This is a genomic window from Actinomadura sp. K4S16 (assembly GCF_008327685.1).
Lineage (GTDB): Bacteria > Actinomycetota > Actinomycetes > Streptosporangiales > Streptosporangiaceae > Spirillospora.
In genome coordinates this window covers 791,208-807,976 of sequence record NZ_BDDE01000012.1, presented here as the reverse complement: position 1 = coordinate 807,976, position 16,769 = coordinate 791,208, and the positions used below count along the sequence as shown (strand labels likewise).

18 protein-coding genes are annotated in these 16,769 nt (G+C 70.7%); 6 read left to right on the top strand and 12 right to left on the bottom strand.

The window, feature by feature from the left end:
• The first annotated feature begins 41 nt into the window (after positions 1-41).
• A complete protein-coding gene (gene rpsD, locus K4S16_RS15075) occupies positions 42-647 on the top strand; it encodes a 30S ribosomal protein S4 (RefSeq protein WP_149259512.1) in 606 nt (201 codons plus the stop codon).
• On the opposite strand, the gene K4S16_RS15070 is transcribed toward rpsD, so the two are convergent.
• From K4S16_RS15070 to K4S16_RS15025, 10 genes are all read right to left on the bottom strand, one after another.
• On the bottom strand, positions 644-1,156 hold the full coding sequence (locus K4S16_RS15070) for a MarR family winged helix-turn-helix transcriptional regulator (protein WP_149259511.1): 513 nt from the start codon (positions 1,154-1,156) through the stop codon (positions 644-646). The genes rpsD and K4S16_RS15070 overlap by 4 nt on opposite strands.
• A gap of 115 nt (positions 1,157-1,271) precedes the next feature.
• Entirely contained in the window at positions 1,272-2,327 is a 1,056-nt protein-coding gene (locus K4S16_RS15065; RefSeq protein WP_149259510.1) for a hypothetical protein, read from the bottom strand.
• A gap of 24 nt (positions 2,328-2,351) precedes the next feature.
• Positions 2,352-3,650: an MCE family protein gene (locus K4S16_RS15060; protein ID WP_149259509.1), complete on the bottom strand. Its 1,299-nt coding sequence runs from the start codon at positions 3,648-3,650 to the stop codon at positions 2,352-2,354.
• The gene (locus K4S16_RS15055; protein WP_149259508.1) at positions 3,647-4,780 is read right to left on the bottom strand and encodes an MCE family protein; all 1,134 of its coding nucleotides are present in this window, start codon (positions 4,778-4,780) and stop codon (positions 3,647-3,649) included. The genes K4S16_RS15060 and K4S16_RS15055 overlap by 4 nt, the downstream gene beginning before the upstream one ends.
• Positions 4,780-5,799 (bottom strand): MCE family protein, encoded by a 1,020-nt coding sequence (locus K4S16_RS15050; protein ID WP_235036798.1) that lies wholly within the window; start codon positions 5,797-5,799, stop codon positions 4,780-4,782. The genes K4S16_RS15055 and K4S16_RS15050 overlap by 1 nt, the downstream gene beginning before the upstream one ends.
• Before the next feature lie 65 nt (positions 5,800-5,864).
• Positions 5,865-6,887, bottom strand: coding sequence for an MCE family protein (locus K4S16_RS15045; protein WP_149259506.1), 1,023 nt, complete (start codon positions 6,885-6,887; stop codon positions 5,865-5,867).
• On the bottom strand, positions 6,887-7,966 hold the full coding sequence (locus K4S16_RS15040) for an MlaD family protein (RefSeq protein ID WP_235036797.1): 1,080 nt from the start codon (positions 7,964-7,966) through the stop codon (positions 6,887-6,889). Before K4S16_RS15040 ends, K4S16_RS15045 begins: the two co-directional genes overlap by 1 nt.
• Positions 7,963-9,057: an MlaD family protein gene (locus K4S16_RS15035; protein ID WP_149259505.1), complete on the bottom strand. Its 1,095-nt coding sequence runs from the start codon at positions 9,055-9,057 to the stop codon at positions 7,963-7,965. The genes K4S16_RS15040 and K4S16_RS15035 overlap by 4 nt, the downstream gene beginning before the upstream one ends.
• Positions 9,054-9,908, bottom strand: a complete 855-nt coding sequence (locus K4S16_RS15030) for an ABC transporter permease (protein WP_149259504.1) — start codon at positions 9,906-9,908, stop codon at positions 9,054-9,056. Before K4S16_RS15030 ends, K4S16_RS15035 begins: the two co-directional genes overlap by 4 nt.
• On the bottom strand, positions 9,908-10,711 hold the full coding sequence (locus K4S16_RS15025) for an ABC transporter permease (protein ID WP_149259503.1): 804 nt from the start codon (positions 10,709-10,711) through the stop codon (positions 9,908-9,910). Before K4S16_RS15025 ends, K4S16_RS15030 begins: the two co-directional genes overlap by 1 nt.
• 323 nt (positions 10,712-11,034) lie before the next feature.
• On the opposite strand from K4S16_RS15025, the gene K4S16_RS15020 reads away from it, so the two are divergent.
• From K4S16_RS15020 to K4S16_RS15000, 5 genes are all read left to right on the top strand, one after another.
• A complete protein-coding gene (locus tag K4S16_RS15020; protein ID WP_149259502.1) occupies positions 11,035-11,577 on the top strand; it encodes a MarR family winged helix-turn-helix transcriptional regulator in 543 nt (180 codons plus the stop codon).
• Positions 11,578-11,784: 207 nt separating this feature from the next.
• Positions 11,785-12,570, top strand: coding sequence for a lytic transglycosylase domain-containing protein (locus K4S16_RS15015; protein ID WP_235036796.1), 786 nt, complete (start codon positions 11,785-11,787; stop codon positions 12,568-12,570).
• Positions 12,571-12,617: 47 nt separating this feature from the next.
• A complete protein-coding gene (locus tag K4S16_RS15010) occupies positions 12,618-13,289 on the top strand; it encodes a TetR/AcrR family transcriptional regulator (RefSeq protein ID WP_149259500.1) in 672 nt (223 codons plus the stop codon).
• Positions 13,290-13,323: 34 nt separating this feature from the next.
• Positions 13,324-14,112 carry an NAD(P)-dependent oxidoreductase gene (locus tag K4S16_RS15005; protein ID WP_200841861.1) on the top strand — a complete coding sequence of 263 codons (789 nt, stop codon included), beginning with the start codon at positions 13,324-13,326 and terminating at the stop codon, positions 14,110-14,112.
• Between the two features lie 80 nt (positions 14,113-14,192).
• The gene (locus K4S16_RS15000; protein ID WP_149259499.1) at positions 14,193-14,840 is read left to right on the top strand and encodes a TetR/AcrR family transcriptional regulator; all 648 of its coding nucleotides are present in this window, start codon (positions 14,193-14,195) and stop codon (positions 14,838-14,840) included.
• Between the two features lie 15 nt (positions 14,841-14,855).
• Here K4S16_RS15000 and K4S16_RS14995 read toward each other — a convergent pair whose 3' ends face one another.
• Entirely contained in the window at positions 14,856-15,236 is a 381-nt protein-coding gene (locus K4S16_RS14995) for a nitroreductase family deazaflavin-dependent oxidoreductase (protein ID WP_200841860.1), read from the bottom strand.
• 20 nt (positions 15,237-15,256) lie between these two features.
• Positions 15,257-16,720, bottom strand: coding sequence for an NAD(P)/FAD-dependent oxidoreductase (locus tag K4S16_RS14990; RefSeq protein ID WP_149259498.1), 1,464 nt, complete (start codon positions 16,718-16,720; stop codon positions 15,257-15,259).
• Positions 16,721-16,769 lie beyond the last annotated feature (49 nt).

Genomic DNA, 16,769 nt, shown 5'->3' with positions numbered 1-16,769 from the left:
GGCTTGCCTAACTTAGGCTTACCTAACCATCAAGGAGCGTGATGAACAACCCCCGTCCCAAGGTGCGGCTCTCGCGGGCCCTCGGCATCCCGCTGACGCCGAAGAGCGTGAAGTACTTCGAGGCCCGCCCCTACCCGCCCGGCGTGCACGGCCGCGCCCGCAAGCAGGAGAGCGACTACAAGGTCCGGCTCCGCGAGAAGCAGCGGCTCCGCGCGCAGTACGACATCCGCGAGGCGCAGCTCCGCAACGCCTTCGACAAGGCCGCCCGGACGGGCGGCAAGACCGGCGAGGCGCTCCTCGCCGACCTCGAACGCCGGCTGGACGCGCTCGTCCTGCGCGCCGGCTTCGCCCGGACGATCTACCAGGCCCGCCAGTTCGTCGTGCACCGCCACGTGCTGGTGAACGGGCGCCGCGTGGACCGCCCGTCCTACCGGCTGCGGCCCGGCGACGTCATCACGGTCGCCGAGCGGAGCCGCGCGATGGCGCCCTTCCAGGTCGCGGCGGCCGGCGGGCACGCCGCCGAGGTCCCGCCCTACCTGGAGGTCCGGCACGACGCGCTCGCCGCCCGGCTCGTCCGGCTGCCCGAGCGCGCCGAGATCCCCGTCATCTGCGACGAGCAGCTCGTCGTCGAGCACTACTCCCGCTAGCGCAGGTCGCCGAGTTCCTCGCGGGCGGTCGTGCGCAGTACGCGCAGGGCGTCCACGAGGACGCGGCGCTGCTCCTCGGCGAGCGGGCCCGCGAAGTGCCGGCGGAGCGTCTCGGCGTGCACGCCAAGGGCCTCGTCCAGCTTCGCCCGCCCGGCAGGGGTGAGGCCCACCAGCTGGCGGCGCCGGTCGCCGGGCGCCGGCTCGCGTCGGACGAGCCCGGCCGCCTCCATCCGGTCGATGATGCGGGTCATGCCGCCGCTGGTCAGGATCAGCTCGCCGGCCAGCCCGCCCATCGACACCGCGCCGTCCTCGCCCGCGCAGTCCCCGCCCGCGCCGGACAGCCGCAGCAGCACCTCGAAGACCGCGTGCCGGATGCCGCAGCGTCGCTCCAGCTCGCGGCCCGCGATCCGCTCCAGCACCGACGCCGCGCCCAGCAGCGCGCCGAACTCGTACACCAGCTCGTCCGGGACGGTCGTGCCCGGTCCGTCGTGCTCCGTCACGGTCGCCATGATTCCCCCGCCTCGCTCCCGCGGCCCCGTCATCCGCGGAACACCGTCATCGGCATAACGCGCGAGCGCCCCGCACGGCTTCCGTGCGGGGCGCCCCTGGGCGCACTGGTCGGACTCAGTTCTTCGGCTTGTCGCTCTTCTCCGCCTTCGGCGACTTCGACGCGCCGCCGCCCGGGACGGCCGGCAGCTGGTTCTGCTGCTGGTTCTTGTTCTCGTCGTTGACGCCCGACGGGTACTGCCGGGTGATCCGCCAGTTCCCGTCGATCTTGGCGAGGGCGAGCCGGAGCAGCGTCGCGGGCTGGTTGACCGCGCCGTCCTTGGTCTTCAGCGAGACGTCCATCATGATCACCGCCGTGGCGAACCGCTCGTCGACGCTGCCCACGAAGACCTGGTTGGTCTTGGAGGTCAGCACCACCGAGGGGTCGGCCTGGAAGGCGCCGGCCACGGTCGGCACCGTGTTCTTCTTGTACTCCTCCAGCAGGTCGCCGGCCAGCAGCTTCTGCGCCTTGGCGGTCATCGCCTGGTAGTTGGAGGCGTTGTAGTTGTAGGCGACGTCGCCGTAGGCGGAGGCGACCTTGCCCACGGCCTCCCTGTCGTCCTGCTTGGAGGACAGGGAACTGGCGCTCGTCCACTGCCAGATCGCCAGGCTCGCCAGCAGCGCGACCACGACGACCACCACGACCGCCTGCACCATGCCGAGGCCGAAGACCCCCGGCCGGTCCTCCGCGGACGCGGCGGAGCGCGGGCGGGCGGGGGCCTTCTTCGGCGCCTCCTCCTCCTCAGCCTCGTCCTCCGGAGGTTCGAGGCGGCTCGGACGCGGCTTGGGCTTGGCGGCGGGCTTGGCAGGTGCCTCGGCAGGGGCTTCGGCAGCGGCCCTGGCCGCCGGCTTGGCCGCCTTGGCCGGACGGGCCGGGGCCTCGCCCTCCGCCTCCTCGTCCTCGGCGTCGAGGGCCTCGAGGACCTCGTCGAGGTCCTCGTCGTCGATGACCTCGATGACCCGCACCCGGCGCTTGCGCCTGGCGGCGGGCTTCGCCGCCGGCTCCGCGGCCTCCGGCCCGGCGGCGCCGCTCTCGGCGGCCGCCGTCCCGCGGGCCTCGGTCTCCTCGCGCGCCTCCTCGGCCGGGACCGCCTCGACCTCGTCGGCCCCGCCCTTTGTGGTCTTGGCTGTCACTTCGGATACTCCTCGGGGTCGGGATCAGTCCTTGCGCCGACGTAGTCGGGAAAGCCGGGACACCACGGGCACGGAGCCCATCATGACCCTGATCAGCACCAGCAGGGCGATGATCGGCGGAACGTACACCAGCCAGATCGGCGGTCCGCCCGAGGAGTCGCTGTTGTTCGCGGCCTTCCTCGCCTGCAGGTCCTTCTTCTCGTCGAGCGCGGGATCGTGGGTGGGGATCGTCTGGCCCGGGTCCTTGGCCTTGTAGGGCTTCTGCTTGGTCACCGCCGGGGTGCGGCCGCCGGGGCAGGTCGGGACCTGGTTCACCCGGGGCTGCGGGAGCGGGTACTTGTACTCCAGCGTGGCGGGCCGCTTCGTCGTGACCTGGAAGACGACGTTCAGGACGGGCTTGCCCTGGTCGATCCCGATCACGTTGTCCAGGACGACCTTCAGCCGCGGCGCCACCGCGAGCGTCTGGCGAAGGTCGCTCAGGTAGTTGGGATCGTAGGTGCCGATGCCCAGGTTGCCGACCATGTCCACGGCGCAGCCGAAGTCGGGCTCGGTCTTGTCGAGCAGGTCGTTGACCGTGGCGAGCAGCCCTGGGCCCCGGTCGCGCAGCTCGGCGATCTGGCCCCGCACCTGGCTGAGCGCGGCGGTGAGCGCGGCCAGGTTGTCGATGCCCGAGCCGAGGGAACCGCGGTTCTCGTTCAGCACGTGGGTGATGCGGCCGAGGTCGTTGGTCAGCCCGTCCAGCAGCTCGGTGTTCTGCGCGAACGTCTGGGTGAGGTCGTCGCCGCCGTTGATGATCTGGCGGAGCGAGTCCTCGCGTCCGGCCCAGCCGGCGGCCAGCTCCTGGGTGAGCACCTTGGCGTCGTCGGGGTTGATCGCCTTCAGGGTGTCGATCACGGCGCCGAACAGGTCGCCGTACTTCGGCGGGACCTTCGTCTGCGACACCGGGATGACGGTGCCCGGCTTCATCGGCGGGGCGTCGGCCTTGCCGGGGCCCGGGGTCAGCTCCACCACCGGCTCGCCCACCGCGGACTTGCGGGCCGCGGCGGCGGTGACCCCCTGCGGGATCTTGACGCCGCGCTCCATGTCCAGCCGGACGACGACCTTGTCCTTCGCCAGCCGCACGGAGTCGATCTTGCCGACCCGCAGGCCGAGGTAGTCGACCTCGAAGTTCGGGTGCAGGCCCGGCGAGGACTCGAACTCCACGGTGATGTGGTAGGGCCGGTCGATGAAGTCGAACCGGACGACGTTGTTGAACGCCCACACGACCATCACCGCGGCGAGCACGCCGAACGCCGCCAGGTTGATCGTCAGCCGTCTGTTCATCCGCGCGGCTCCAGGATCTTGTCGAGGTCCGGCAGGGCGCCCTGGAGCTGCTTCGGGATCTCGGGCGTGCGGGCGGTCTTCTGCTTCTTCGGGCTCGGGCTCTGCCCCTGGAAGATCGGCCTGCCGTCCGGCCAGGTGATCCGCAGGAGCGGGTAGAGCAGCAGCTGGCCGTCGTAGGTCGCCTTCGGGAGCTTGTCGCTGAACTCGACCAGGCCGTCCACCAGCGCCGTGAGCCGCTTGCGGTTGCTGCCGAGCTGCTCCAGGACCGGGTCGAGGTCGGCCAGCAGCGCACGGAACCGCAGGATGCGGCCCTCCAGCACCTTGTCGTTCAGCTCGCGGGCCATCGTGGTGAGCTTGTCGACCATGTCAATGATCTTGTGCTTGTCCCGGTTCAGCATCCGGGTGGTGCGCTCGAGCTGCGCGGGGGTCTCGCCCAGGGCGTCGCTGCCGTTGGCGAGGGACCGGCCGAGCCGGGCGAACCGGTCCACCGACTCGCCGAGCTCGCGGCGCTGCTCGGCGAACATCCTGAGCAGCTCGCTCGCCTGCGCGATCGTCTTGTTCAGCTTCTGCCCGTTGCCGTCCAGGGCGGTGGCGCCCGCGTTCACGACGGTCGCGACGTCGTCCCCGGCGAGGGCCTGGATCAGCGGCCCGGCCTGCCCGACGACCTGCTCGAACGCCGGCTGGACGCTGGTGTCGGTGATCACCGCGCCGGTGGCGAGGAAGGGGCCGCGGTCCATGCTCGCGCCGGGCGGCATCTGCAGGTCCACGTAGTTCTCGCCGAGCAGCGAGGTCACCTTGATCTCCGCCCGGGTGCCCTGCGGGATCTTGACGTCGTCCTTGATGGACAGCGTCGCCTTCGACTTGTACCCGGCGAGCTCGACCTTCGTGACGGTGCCGATCGTGATGTCGGACATCTTCACGCTGTGCCCCGCGACGAGGCCCTGCGCGTCGTCGAACGTGGCGGTCAGCGTCAGGCCGCCCTTCGGCGCCCCCGCCGTCTTGTAGGAGCAGCCGGAGACGGCCAGGGCCGCGGCCACGACGAGCACCAGCAGCAGCCTGCCGCCGGCGGACGCGCGGCGCCGCGCGGTGTTGACGGACGCGCGCCGCGCGGTGTTGACGGGCCTGCCCATCAGTTGCCTCCGTTCTGCCAGGGACAGTTGGAGTTGGGTGCGGGCAGCGGGCATCCGACCTCGTCGGAGTTCATCAGCCCCTTGAGCCAGGTCCGCAGGAACGCGTCCGTGGCGAACCGGATCTGCAGCGACTTGTTCTTCGGGTTGTAGCCGTTGATGAGCGCGCCGCTGATTCCGGGCAGCACGCGGATGAGCTGGGCCAGCTGCTTGGCGTTGCCCTTGAGGATCAGAGCCGTCCGGGTGAGGACCGCCAGGTCGTACGGCAGGTTCCCCTTGTACTTCTGCAGCAGCTTGTCGCCGTTCTTCGCCAGCTCCAGGATGCCGCCGATCAGCTGCTGGAGCTCGCCGCGCTCGGAGCTCAGCACCTGGCTCGCGGTGCCGAAGTCGCGGATCATCGTGCCGAGGATCTGCTCGCGCCCGCGCACCACCCCGGCCAGCCGGTCGAGGTTCCGTGCGACCTCGATGAGCTCCTTGTCCTGACCTGCGACGTTCTCGACGAGCCGGGCGCTCTGCTCCAGGGTGGCGTTGAACTCCCCGCCGTTGCCCTTCACCGTGTCGGCGGCCGTGCCGAGCGCGCTCTGCATCTTCGTCGGGTCGAGCGCGTTGGCCAGGTTGGTGAAGGAGCTGAGCGCGTCGTCCACCTCGACGGGCACGTGGGTGCGCTCGATCGGGATGACGTTCGAGGTCTCCTTCGGCTGCCCCGGCTTCCACGCCGGGTGCAGGACGAGGTTGCGCTCGCCGATCAGGTTCAGCGGGACGATCGAGGCCTGCACCCCCTCCGGCAGCGGCACGTTCCGCCGCAGGTGGAACGTGACCTTGACCCGGTCGCCCTGGTTCTCGACCTTGTCGACGAGCCCCACGTCGGCGCCCATCACCTTGACCTTCGACTCCTCGTAGAAGGAGCGGGCCTTCGGGACGTAGACGACCATGGTGCGGTCGCCGCTCGCGGACGGGGCGAGCGAGCAGCCGCCGAGCGAGGCGGTCATGGCGAGGCCGAGCGCGACGGCGACGCCTCTCACCCGGCCTCTCCTCCCGCCGCTGACCGAGCCCGCGGGGGGCCGTCCCCCCGTGCCGACGCCGCTCATCAGTTGCCTCCCTGCGGTCGCCGCGACGAGATGGGACCGGGCGGCTGCAGCGGGCCGAGCCCGGTGAGCAGGCCCTCGATGTACTGGCCGTTGCCCCTGAGGTTGGCGACCTGCTGGAACGTCGGGCCGAGCAGCGAGAAGTCGGTGTTCAGCGCGTCCATGTTGGGCGCGAGCCGCGTCGTCAGCAGGTGCAGGTTGGACAGCAGGCCGTCGAGCTCCTTCTGGTTCCTGGAGATCACGTTGGACAGCGTCCGGACGGTCCGGTTGCCCTGCCCGATCGCCGCGGCCAGCTCGTTGCGGCGGCGGACGAGCGACTGCAGCAGCACCTGGCTGGCGTCGATGATCTGCCGCAGCTCCTGGTCCTTGCCCGCCAGCGTGCCGGTGATCGTCTTGCTGTTCTCGATCAGCCGCTGGATCTGCGGGTAGGAGTCGTTCAGCGTCCGGGACACCTCCTGGATGTTGACCAGGATGCGGCGCAGCTTCACCGCGCCCGGCGACTTGATCTTGTTGACCTCGGTGAGCAGCTTGTCGACGCTGCGCTGGTCGAGCTTGCCGACGATGTTCTGCGCGCCCTCCAGGGCGTCCGGCACGGTGAACGGGACGCTGGTGCGCGACAGCGGGACCCGCCGCCGCGACTCCGGCACGTCCGCCATGTAGGGCTTGGAGACCGGGCCGGAGAGCCGCAGGTACCGGCCGCCGAGGAGCGTCGTCGTCTGGATCTCGGCCCTGGTCTTCGGGCCGAGGTCGATGCCGGCGTTCACGTGCCACCTGACGATGACCCTGCCGTGGGCGAAGTCGGGCTCCACGGAGGTGATCCGGCCGGACTTCACCCCGGCGACCCGCACGTCCTGGCCCTTCTTCAGCCCGGCGGTGTCGCTGAACTCCCCGCTCATCGTGTAGCCGCGGTCGAGCAGGTGCAGCTGGCCGATGGCGAACGCGAACACGCAGCCCGCGCCGAGCGCGGCCAGGGTGACGATGGCGACGACCTTCTGGTTGACGTCGCGCAGCGACTTCAGCGCCATCAGCCGCCACCTCCCATGAGCATCTTCTTGAGCTTGGTGAGGTCGTCCTTGCTGGGCTGGCCCGCGCCGGGCGATCTCGGAAGCTCCATCGGGAACGGGCAGGGGCCCTGCACGAGGTTCAGGCAGAGCGCGTTGGTACGCAGGTAGTGGCCGCCGTTCGCGGAGGCGAACAGCTGCCGGAGCGTCAGCGGGAGCTGCTGCACCATCTTCTCCAGCTGGTCGACGTTCAGCCGGAACGTCTCGCTGAACCTGCCGAGGTTGGTGATGATGCGGGCGAGCTGCGCGTCGTTGCCGCCGAGCACCTGGTTGAGGTTGGTGGTGACGCCGGAGATCTCCACGACCGCGTTCTCCAGCAGCCGCCGGTTGTTCGCGAAGACCCTGGTCAGCGACTCCAGGTTGTCGACGCTCGCGGCGATCTGCCGGTCCCGGGTGGCGATCGCGTCGCTCACCGTCTCGTAGTCGTCGATCATCCCCTTGATCGTCTTCTTCCGGGCCGCGAACGTCTGGAGCAGCAGGTCCAGGTTCTGGGTCAGCAGCGAGATGCTCTGCTCGTTGCCGTCCAGCGCCTGGGAGAAGGCGAAGAGGATCTTGTTGAGCTGGTTCGGGTCCAGGTTGCGGGTGAGCGGGCCGAGGCTGTTGACGATGTCGCCGAGGTCCACCACCGACCTGGTGTGCGGGACGCGGTCGCCGTTGCCCAGCTTGGCCTGGCTCGACCCGGGCTCCAGGTAGACGACCCGCTGGCCCATCACGTTGCGCCAGCGGATCGCGGCGGTGGAGTCGGCGGGCAGCCGGACCTCCTTGTCGACGGCCATCTTGACCACGGCCTTGCCGCGCACGACCTTGATGCTCTCGACCTGGCCGACGGGCGTGCCCGCGACCTTCACGGCGTCGCCCTCCAGCAGGCCGGTGACGTCGTCGAACGTGGCGGACAGCCGGTAGCGGGACTTGAAGCTCGTGCCGAGGATCTGCTGGCCGATGTAGAAGGTGAGCAGCCCGGTCAGCACCACGAACACCCCGAACTTCAGGATCGTGGTGTACTCGGGCCCGCGCGCGGCCTTGCCGCGCATCCGCGGGCTCACGGCCGCGCCCCCGTCGCCGCGCCGCCCTGCCCGCCGCCCGCGCCGGGCAGCGGCACGTCGAACGCCGTCGCCTTCGGCGAGGCCGGGCAGACGTCGATGATGATCTGGCAGATGTCCAGCGGGAGGTCGTTGCGCGCCTGGGCGATCAGCGTGCCCTCCGGGCCGGGGATGCGGATGATCTGCGCCAGCAGGCCGAAGAACCCGGTCAGGCTGTCGATCATGACCGGAACGTTGCGGCGCTGCTCGTTGAACACGTGCACGACCTGGCCGCCCGAGTCGATGATCTTGCCGAGGTTGCGGCCGTGCTGCTCCAGGTTCGTGCCGACCGTCTGGCCGAGCCTGGCCGACTGGTCCAGCAGCTGGGTGACCTTGTCGGGACGCTCGTTGATGACCCGGGCCAGCTGGTTGAAGTCCCCGGCGAACCTGGTGATCGTGTCGCCGCGCGCCGCGAACGTGCCGGACAGGCCGTTGATGTCGTTCAGCAGCGACTGGATGGCGGCCCGGTCCTTGTAGGTCGCGTCGACGACGATCGCGCCGTTGTCGATCGTCCGGCGGAGCGCGGGCCCCTGCCCGGAGAGCCCGGCGCCGAACGTGTGCAGGATCGTCGCCACGTCGTCGGGGTTGATCGCCCGTGTGAGCCGGTAGGTGGGCCAGGCCGTGTCCGACAGCTCCTGCGGGTCGTTGGTCTTCGCGATCCGGCCGCCGTCCTTCAGGTAGGGGCCGCTCAGCTCGTGCGCGCCGAGGTCGAGGGCGAGGTCCTTCGGGCCGAACACCGAGACCGGCTCGACGGTCGCGACCGCCGTGTCGGCGATCTTTATGCCCTTGTCGACCCGGAGCCGGACGGTGACCTTGCCGTTGCCGTCGAGCTCGATGCGGTCGACGGCGCCGACCGCGATCCCGCGGACCTTCACATCGGACTTGCCGGGGTCGAGCCCCTGCCCGGCGCGGTCGAACGTCGCCTCGTAGTAGGTGGAGCCCGCGTGGGACGGCGTGGAGCCGACCGCGACGAACGCCGCGGCCGCCGCGATGACGCCGGCGCCGACCAGTCCGAAAGCCGTCCGGGAGCGGCTGGAGAGTGATTCGTCGCTCATCCGGTCAGCCTCACCGTGCCGCCGTTGCCCCAGAAGATGTACGACAGGACCAGGTTCATCAGGATCATCAGGATGGTCGACTCCCGGATGGCGCGGCCGGCGGCGACGCCGACGCCGACCGGGCCGCCCGCCGCGTAGTAGCCGCGGTAGCAGTGGATGAACATGATGATGAAGGCGAACACCGCGACCTTGATGACGCTGTAGAACACGTCGATCGGCGGCAGGTAGAGGTGGAAGTAGTAGTCGTAGATGCCGGGTGACAGGCCGAAGTACTGGATCGTGATGAACCTCGTGGCGAAGAACGCCATGAAGAGCGAGACCAGGTACAGCGGCACCAGCGCGATCACGCCGGCCGCGACCCTGGTGCACACCAGGTAGGCCAGCGAGTTGATGCCCATGACCTCCAGCGCGTCGATCTCCTCGGAGATCCGCATCGCGCCGATCTCGGCGGTGAACCCGGTGCCGACCTGCGCGACCAGCGCGACGCCCGCGATGATCGGGGTGACCTCGCGGACGTTGGAGTAGCTCGCGACCAGGCCGGTGAAGGCCTCGGCGCCGATGCGCTCCAGGCCCGGGTAGCCCTGCAGGCCGACCATCGCGCCGGTGGCGAGCGACATCGTCGCGATCACGAAGATCATGCCGCCGCCGATGACGAGCGCGCCGACGCCGACGGTGATGTCGCTGACCTGCTTGGCGAGGGTCTTGCCGTACTTGCGGCGGATGATGATGTCGAAGAACAGGTGGTACAGGACCCTGCCGAGGAAGACCGGCAGGTCGGCCGACGCGGCGAGGCCCGCGGTGCGGCCCCTGACGGCGCGGCCCAGCTTGCGGACGGGGGATATGGCGACCATCAGAACCTCGGGGGGAAGAGGACCTGGTAGATCATGGTGAGGATGTAGTTCGTCGCGAACACCACGATCGAGGTGACGACCACCGCCTTGTTGACCGCGCGGCCCACACCGACGGGCCCGAAGTCGCAGTTCATGCCCATGTAGCAGGCGACGGCGGCGGCGATGAACCCGAACACCCACGCCTTGAACAGGGTGATCATCAGGTCCGAGAACTGCAGCAGGGTCGTGGCTCCGTCGAAGAACGCGCCGGGGCTGACGCCCTGCTGGATGACGTTGAAGTAGTAGCCGCCGACGATGCCCGCCAGGATCACCACCGAGCACAGCAGCCCGGACACCATGCTCGCCGCCCACAGCCTGGGGGTGACCAGGCGGTGGATCGGGTTGATGCCCATGACCTCCATCGCCGCGAGTTCGTCGCGGATGTTGCGGGCGCCCATGTCGGCGGTGATGGCCGACCCGCCCACCCCGGAGACCAGCAGCGCGGCGGCCAGCGGCGCCACCTGCTGGATCATCGCCGCGGTGAGCAGCGCCCCGGTGCCCGACTGGGCGCCGAGCTGCCGGGCGATGTCGCCCACCTGCAGGGAGATCGTCGCGCCCAGCGGGACCGCGATGAGCATCACGGGAACGCTGGTGACGCGCGCGAGGAACCAGCACTGCTCGACGAACTCGCCCCACCACTGGCGCAGGTCCCAGGTGCGGCGCAGCCCTTCGAGAAGGGTCACGCACAGCAGTCCGGTCTCGTCGAGCGCTCGCCCGACGCGTCTGCGTGCCAGGTCCGGGGCCTTGTTCAGGCTCAGGGCCATCAGCCGGTGCCCTCCCCCGGGGCGGGGATGCGAAGGGTCACTCCAGCCTCCTTTGTGCTCGGACGTCGGCGCCCATCCGAAACACCGGATCCTGCCGTGCCACGGCGGCGCCCTCGTCTGTTCTGTCGTGCGCGCCACAGCGGTCTCGGCCGAGACCGGTTACCACACGCGGATCCGCGCACCGTCAAGAGCACACGGGCACCGCCTGTGATTTGAGGCACTCTATTGGAAGAAGGTCTAAGAAGCGAGTACTTACATCTGGTTTTGTCCGAAGCTACGATCAGCCGGTGCAGACCGAGGCGCGACGAGGCGTAGAAGAAGAGATGAACGACCGCGTGGACCCCCTGGTCATGGGCGTCCGCGACCGCTGGGAGGACCAGGGGCTGCTCGGCGATCCGTGGCCGTTCCTGGCGATCTGCTCGGTCGGGCGGCTCAACCAGTTGCTCAAGAAGGCGCTGGACGTCGAGCTGAAGCGGCTGGATCTCACCCAGACCGGATACTTCCTGCTGACCACGCTCGCCCTCACCGTCCACGGGCGTGCCCGGCTGAGCACGCTCGGCCGGATCCTGATGATGCATCCGACGACGGTGAAGCTCACCGTGGACCAGCTGGAGGCGGTCGGGCTCGTCCGCCGCACCCCGCACCCCCGCGACCGGCGCGCCACGCTCGTCGAGGTCACCGAGGCGGGACGGGAGCGGGCCAACGAGGTGAGCCTGGCGCTGGAGGCGCCCGGCAGCGCCCTCGCGGCGTTCGACGGGATGCACCGCGAGCTGTTCGAGGCGCTGCAGCCGGCGCGTCTCGCCGCCGGCGACGTGGAGCTGCTCAACCCCGGCGGGGAACGCGGCCGTGGACGCCGGGCCGGGTGAACCGGGTATCGTCCGGCCTGCGTACTTGCTCGTCGATGGCACGTAGCGGCTCATCGACGACACGACACCCGGGCGATAAGGCGGTCTTCTCCTATGCCACAGAGTCACGGCACGCGCAGACGTCCCGCCGAGGAAGCCGGAGCCGCTCGCCGAGGCGCGGGGGGCCGCCGCTCCTCCAGGAAGGCCGGCACCAGGCGCGCCACCCGCGTGCCGGAGCCGCGCAGGGCCCCTGACGGCCGCGACGCGGCGGACCCCTACGGGCCGGACCCGTTCGGCCCGGACGAGCCCCGCGACCCGTACGGCAAGCCCGAGGCGCCCGGCGACGCCCCCGAAGGCGGCGGCCGCGTGCGCCGGGTGCTCACCAGCAACGTCACCATCACCATCGCGGCGATCGCCGCGCTCGGCACCGCGCTGACGGTGGTCGACCTCGGCAGCTTCGTCGACGACGCCAGCGAGCCGCCGAAGGCCGCGAGCGCGGGCCTGTCGACGAACGACATGCTCGCGAGGCTGACCTCGGCGTCCGACATGGACAAGGTCGCGGCCGACGCGGTCGCCGTCGCCAAGGAGCGCGCCTACAAGGAGCACCAGCGCGAGCTGAAGCGGCTCAAGGAGAAGGCCAAGCGGGACGCGGCGGCGCGGGCGAAGCTCAAGGCCCAGCAGGAGCGCGAGCGGCTCGCCAAGTCGAACCCGAGCGCCGGGCAGAACAAGGCGTACGGCAAGAAGATGAACGAGCTCAAGGGGTGGGGCCGCTGCTGGCCGTCCCTGCTGACGCTGTGGAACCACGAGAGCGGCTGGAACGAGCGCGCCGAGAACCCCTCCAGCGGCGCCTACGGCATCCCGCAGGCGCTGCCCGGCTCCAAGCTGGCCAGCGCGGGCGCAGACTGGCGCACCAGCTCCCCCACCCAGATCGCGTGGGGGCTCGGCTACATCAAGGCGCGCTACAAGGACCCGTGCGGCGCCTGGTCCTGGTGGCAGGCGCACCACTGGTACTGAGCGCGATAGGGCGGGCCGGCGTCCCCCGAACTGGCACCATGGAGGGCATGCGGACGAGCAGGGCGCGCCGCGCCGGCGACGAGCGCGCGAACGGCACGGGTGAGGGCGCCGGAGGCGAGGGCGGCGGGGGCCGCCAGTGGGCCCGGGCCGACGCGACCCGGCAGGCGCTGCTGACCGCGGCGCTCCAGGTCTTCGCCGACCGCGGCTACGCCGACGCGGGCATCGCCGAGATCGTCGAGCGCTCCGGCATCAGCGTCGGCAGCCTCTACCACCACTACGGCGGCAAGGCCGGGCTGTACGTGGCGCTGTGGGAGGACCTCACCGCCGAGCAGGAGGCGAGCGCCGCGCAGGCGGTGTCCGCCGCCCGCAAGGAGGGCGAGTCCGACCCGATCGCGCTGTTCATTGCGGGCGCCCGCGCCTATCTCCGGGTGTGCTGGGAGCGGCGCGAGGCGGCCCGGCTGTTCCTCGCCGGCGAGGGCCCGTCCGGGTCGTCGCTGATGCGCCGCAGCCGCGCCCAGCACTGGATCGCGCAGAACACCAAGCTGCTGCGCGGCCGGTCCGGCGACGCGCCCGCCGGACGGCCCGAGCAGGTGCTGAGCCTCGTGCTCACGACGGTGATCGGCGAGGCCGGGCGGGAGATCGCCACCGCCGAGAGCGAGGCGGAGGCCGCGGAGATCATCGACGAGGTCTGCCGCATCCTGATCCGCCTCGCCCGCTGACCCGCGCGTCGCTCCCGGGCGGGAGAATGCACGCATGACTCTTGGGACGATCGTGCTGACGGGTGCCGCCGGACGGGTCGGCACCGCGCTGCGGGCACCGCTGCGCGACGAGGCGGAGCGGCTCGTGCTGGCCGATCTCGCGCCGCTGCGCGCCGAGGCGCCGAACGAGGTCGCGCACCGGACCGACCTGTCGGACGCGGCGCGGATCGTCGAGGGCGCCGACGCGGTCGTCCACCTGGCCGGCGTCCCGGACGAGGCGCCGTTCCCCGATCTGGTCGAGGGCAACATCCTCGGCACCCACCGCGTGCTGGAGGCCGCCCGCGCCGCCGGGGTGCCGCGGGTCGTCCTCGCCAGCAGCAACCGGCTGACCGGCTGCTACCCGTCCACCGAGACCGTGTCGCCCGCCATGCCCCCGCGGCCCGACGGCCTGTACGGGGTCAGCAAGGCCGCGGTCGAGGCGCTCGGCCGGCTCTACGCCGACAAGTTCGGCATGGACGTGGTGTGCCTGCGCATCGGCAGCCTCGAACCGCGCCCGACGGAGCCGCGCCACCTCGCCACCTGGCTGAGCCACCGCGACTGCGCGGGGTTCGTCCTCGCGGCGCTGACCGTCCCGTCGCCGGGGTTCCTCGCCGCGTACGCGGTGTCGGCCAACGCGCGCCGGTTCTGGGAGCTCGACGAGCGGCTCGGCTACGTCCCGCAGGACGACGCCGCCTCCTACGGCGTGCCCGACACGTTCGTCGCGGACGGCGTCCCGCAGGGCGGCGACTTCGCGTCCGCCCAGTTCACGCTGCGGCACCTGGAGGGTTCGGCGGGACGTGCGTGACGTTCGGGTCACAGGGGGTGCGACGGACCGTTATCCTGACCTTCTGGTTACCGGTTCCTGACGGAAAGTCGAAGGGGTCCATGCCGACGTCGACCTGGTTCCGCCTCAACGTCGCCAAGCGCGAACGCGTCCTCGAAGTGGCGATGCGCGAGTTCGGGGAACACGGGTACTCGACCGGCAGCCTCAACACGATCGCGCGCGAGGCCGGCATCGCCAAGGGCTCGCTGTTCCAGTACTTCAGCGACAAGCTGGAGTTCTTCGCGTTCGTGTGCGACGAGGCGTCGCGCCGCATCCGCGAGGAGATGGAGCGCCGCATCGCGCGGATCGAGTTCGACCAGCCCTTCGACGAGTGGCTGGTCGACGTCCTGTGCGACTGGACCGAGTACATGGCCGACCACCCGCTGGAGCGCGGCGTCACCGCGGCCACGAACTTCGAGCTCGACAACAGCGTCCGGTCCGTCGTCCGCGACACCGCCAACCAGCACTACCTGCTCGTCATCCACCCGACGCTGGAGCTGTGGAAGGCGCAGGGCGCCATCCGCGAGGACGCCGACCTGGAGGTCCTCGCCACCTGGCTGATGACCATCCTGCCGTTCCTCGCGCTGGCCCCGTACTACGACGGCCTCGACCCGATCCACGACCTGCGCGGCCGCGCCCCCGCCGAGCAGCGCCCGGTGATCCGCCAGCTCGTCGCGGGCTTCAGCCCCATCTTCGCCCCCAGAAAGTGACCCGGGTCCTCCGGCTCAGGCCTCCAGGTCCGCCACCAACAGGTCCATACGGCGGGCCGCCATGCGGGCGGGGGGCGGGAGTTCGGCGGCGTCGGCGGCCGTCAGGACGCGCGGGTTCGCGAGCCGGCGGACGCGGCCGAGCCGCTCCACGCCGCCGCGCCCCTCGGCGAGCAGGTTGCGGACCCAGTCGGCGTCCCGCCCGTACGGCAGCCCGACGATGAGCCGGTCACCGCTGCGGAACGCGGTGACCGGCGTCCGGTACTCGCGGCCCGACCTGCGCCCGCGGTGGACGATCATCGCGAAGGGCGGGAGGTAGGGGGCGTAGACGCCCTGCACGCGGTTCGTGACGACCTTGTTGAACCGGGCGACCGATCTCGGCATCAGCGGTTTCACCATGCCTCCTCCCTAGCACGTCCTCAGCGGGTGAGGATGTACTCCTCCGGCTTCGCCTTGCGCGAGCCGGCCCAGAACTCGAACGTGTGGCCCGGCCAGAGGGTGCGGTTGACGCCCTGGTCGTCGAGGTACCAGCTGCTGCAGCCGCCCTCGTTCCAGACGGCGCGGCGCAGCCGCCGCTGCATGCGGTCGTTGAAGCGGCGCGCGGCGTCCGGCTTCGGCTCGATGGCGTCGGCGCCGGCCTCCTGCATCAGGCGCAGGCAGCTCAGCACGTGCTGGATCTGCACCTCGATCATGAAGACGACGGAGTTGTGGCCGAGCCCGGTGTTCGGGCCGAGCAGCATGAAGAAGTTCGGCATGCCGGGGATCGTGGTCCCGCGGTGCGCCTCGATGCCGTCCGCCCAGATCTCCTGGAGCTTGACGCCGTCCCGGCCGGTGACGCGCAGGTCGGTGAGGGCGTCGGTCACCTTGAAGCCGGTGCCGTAGATGATGCAGTCGACCTCGTACTCGCGGCCGTCCGCGGTGACGACCGAGTTCTCCCGCACCTCGGCGATCCCGGAGGTCTCCACCTCCACGTTGGGACGCGCGAGCGCCGGATAGTAGTCGTTGGACAGCAGGATCCGCTTGCAGCCGATCGTGTAGTCCGGCGTGACCTTCGCGCGCAGCTCCGGGTCGGAGACCTGGTTGGCGATGTGCCGGCGGGCGATCTTCTCCTGCGGGGTGGACAGCCGCGGGTCGATCGTGAAGCCGACCGCGCGGGCCTCCAGCGCCCAGTAGATGCCGCCGCGGAACGCGCGGGCGACGCCCGGCACCTTCCCGAACAGCGTGCGGACGGGCGCGGGGATGGGCACGTCCGGCTTCGGCTGGATCCACGGCGGCGTCCGCTGGAAGACGACGAGCTCGCTCGCCTGCTCGGCGACCTTCGGCACGAACTGGATCGCGGACGCGCCCGTCCCGACGACGGCGACGCGCTTGCCGGTGAGGTCGTAGGAGTGGTCCCACTCGGCGGAGTGGAACGCCGTCCCCTGGAACCGCTCGACGCCCGGCAGGTCGGGGTAGGACGGGACGTGCAGCGCGCCGATGCCGGACACGATGGCCTTCGGGGTGAGGACCGTCCCGTCGGCGAGCGCCACCTTCCAGCGGCGGGCGTCGTCGTCGTACTCCATGGAGTCGACCTCCGCGCCGAAGCGGATGTGCTCGCGCACCCGGTACTTGTCGGCGGTGCGCTCCATGTAGGCGCGGATCTCCGGCTGGGGCGCGAACATCCGCGTCCAGCCCGGGTTCAGCTCGAAGGAGAAGGAGTACATGTGCGACGGGACGTCGCACGCGCAGCCGGGGTAGGTGTTGTCGTGCCACGTCCCGCCCAGCGCCTCGCTCTTCTCCAGCACGACGAAGTCGTGGAAGCCGGACCGCTTGAGCCGGATCGCCATGCCGAGGCCGGCGAACCCTGAGCCGATGATGACGATCGCCGGGGCGCGCTCGCTCATGACCTCTCCTCTCGGATAACCTACTTCCGGTAAGTTACCGGGAGTAGGT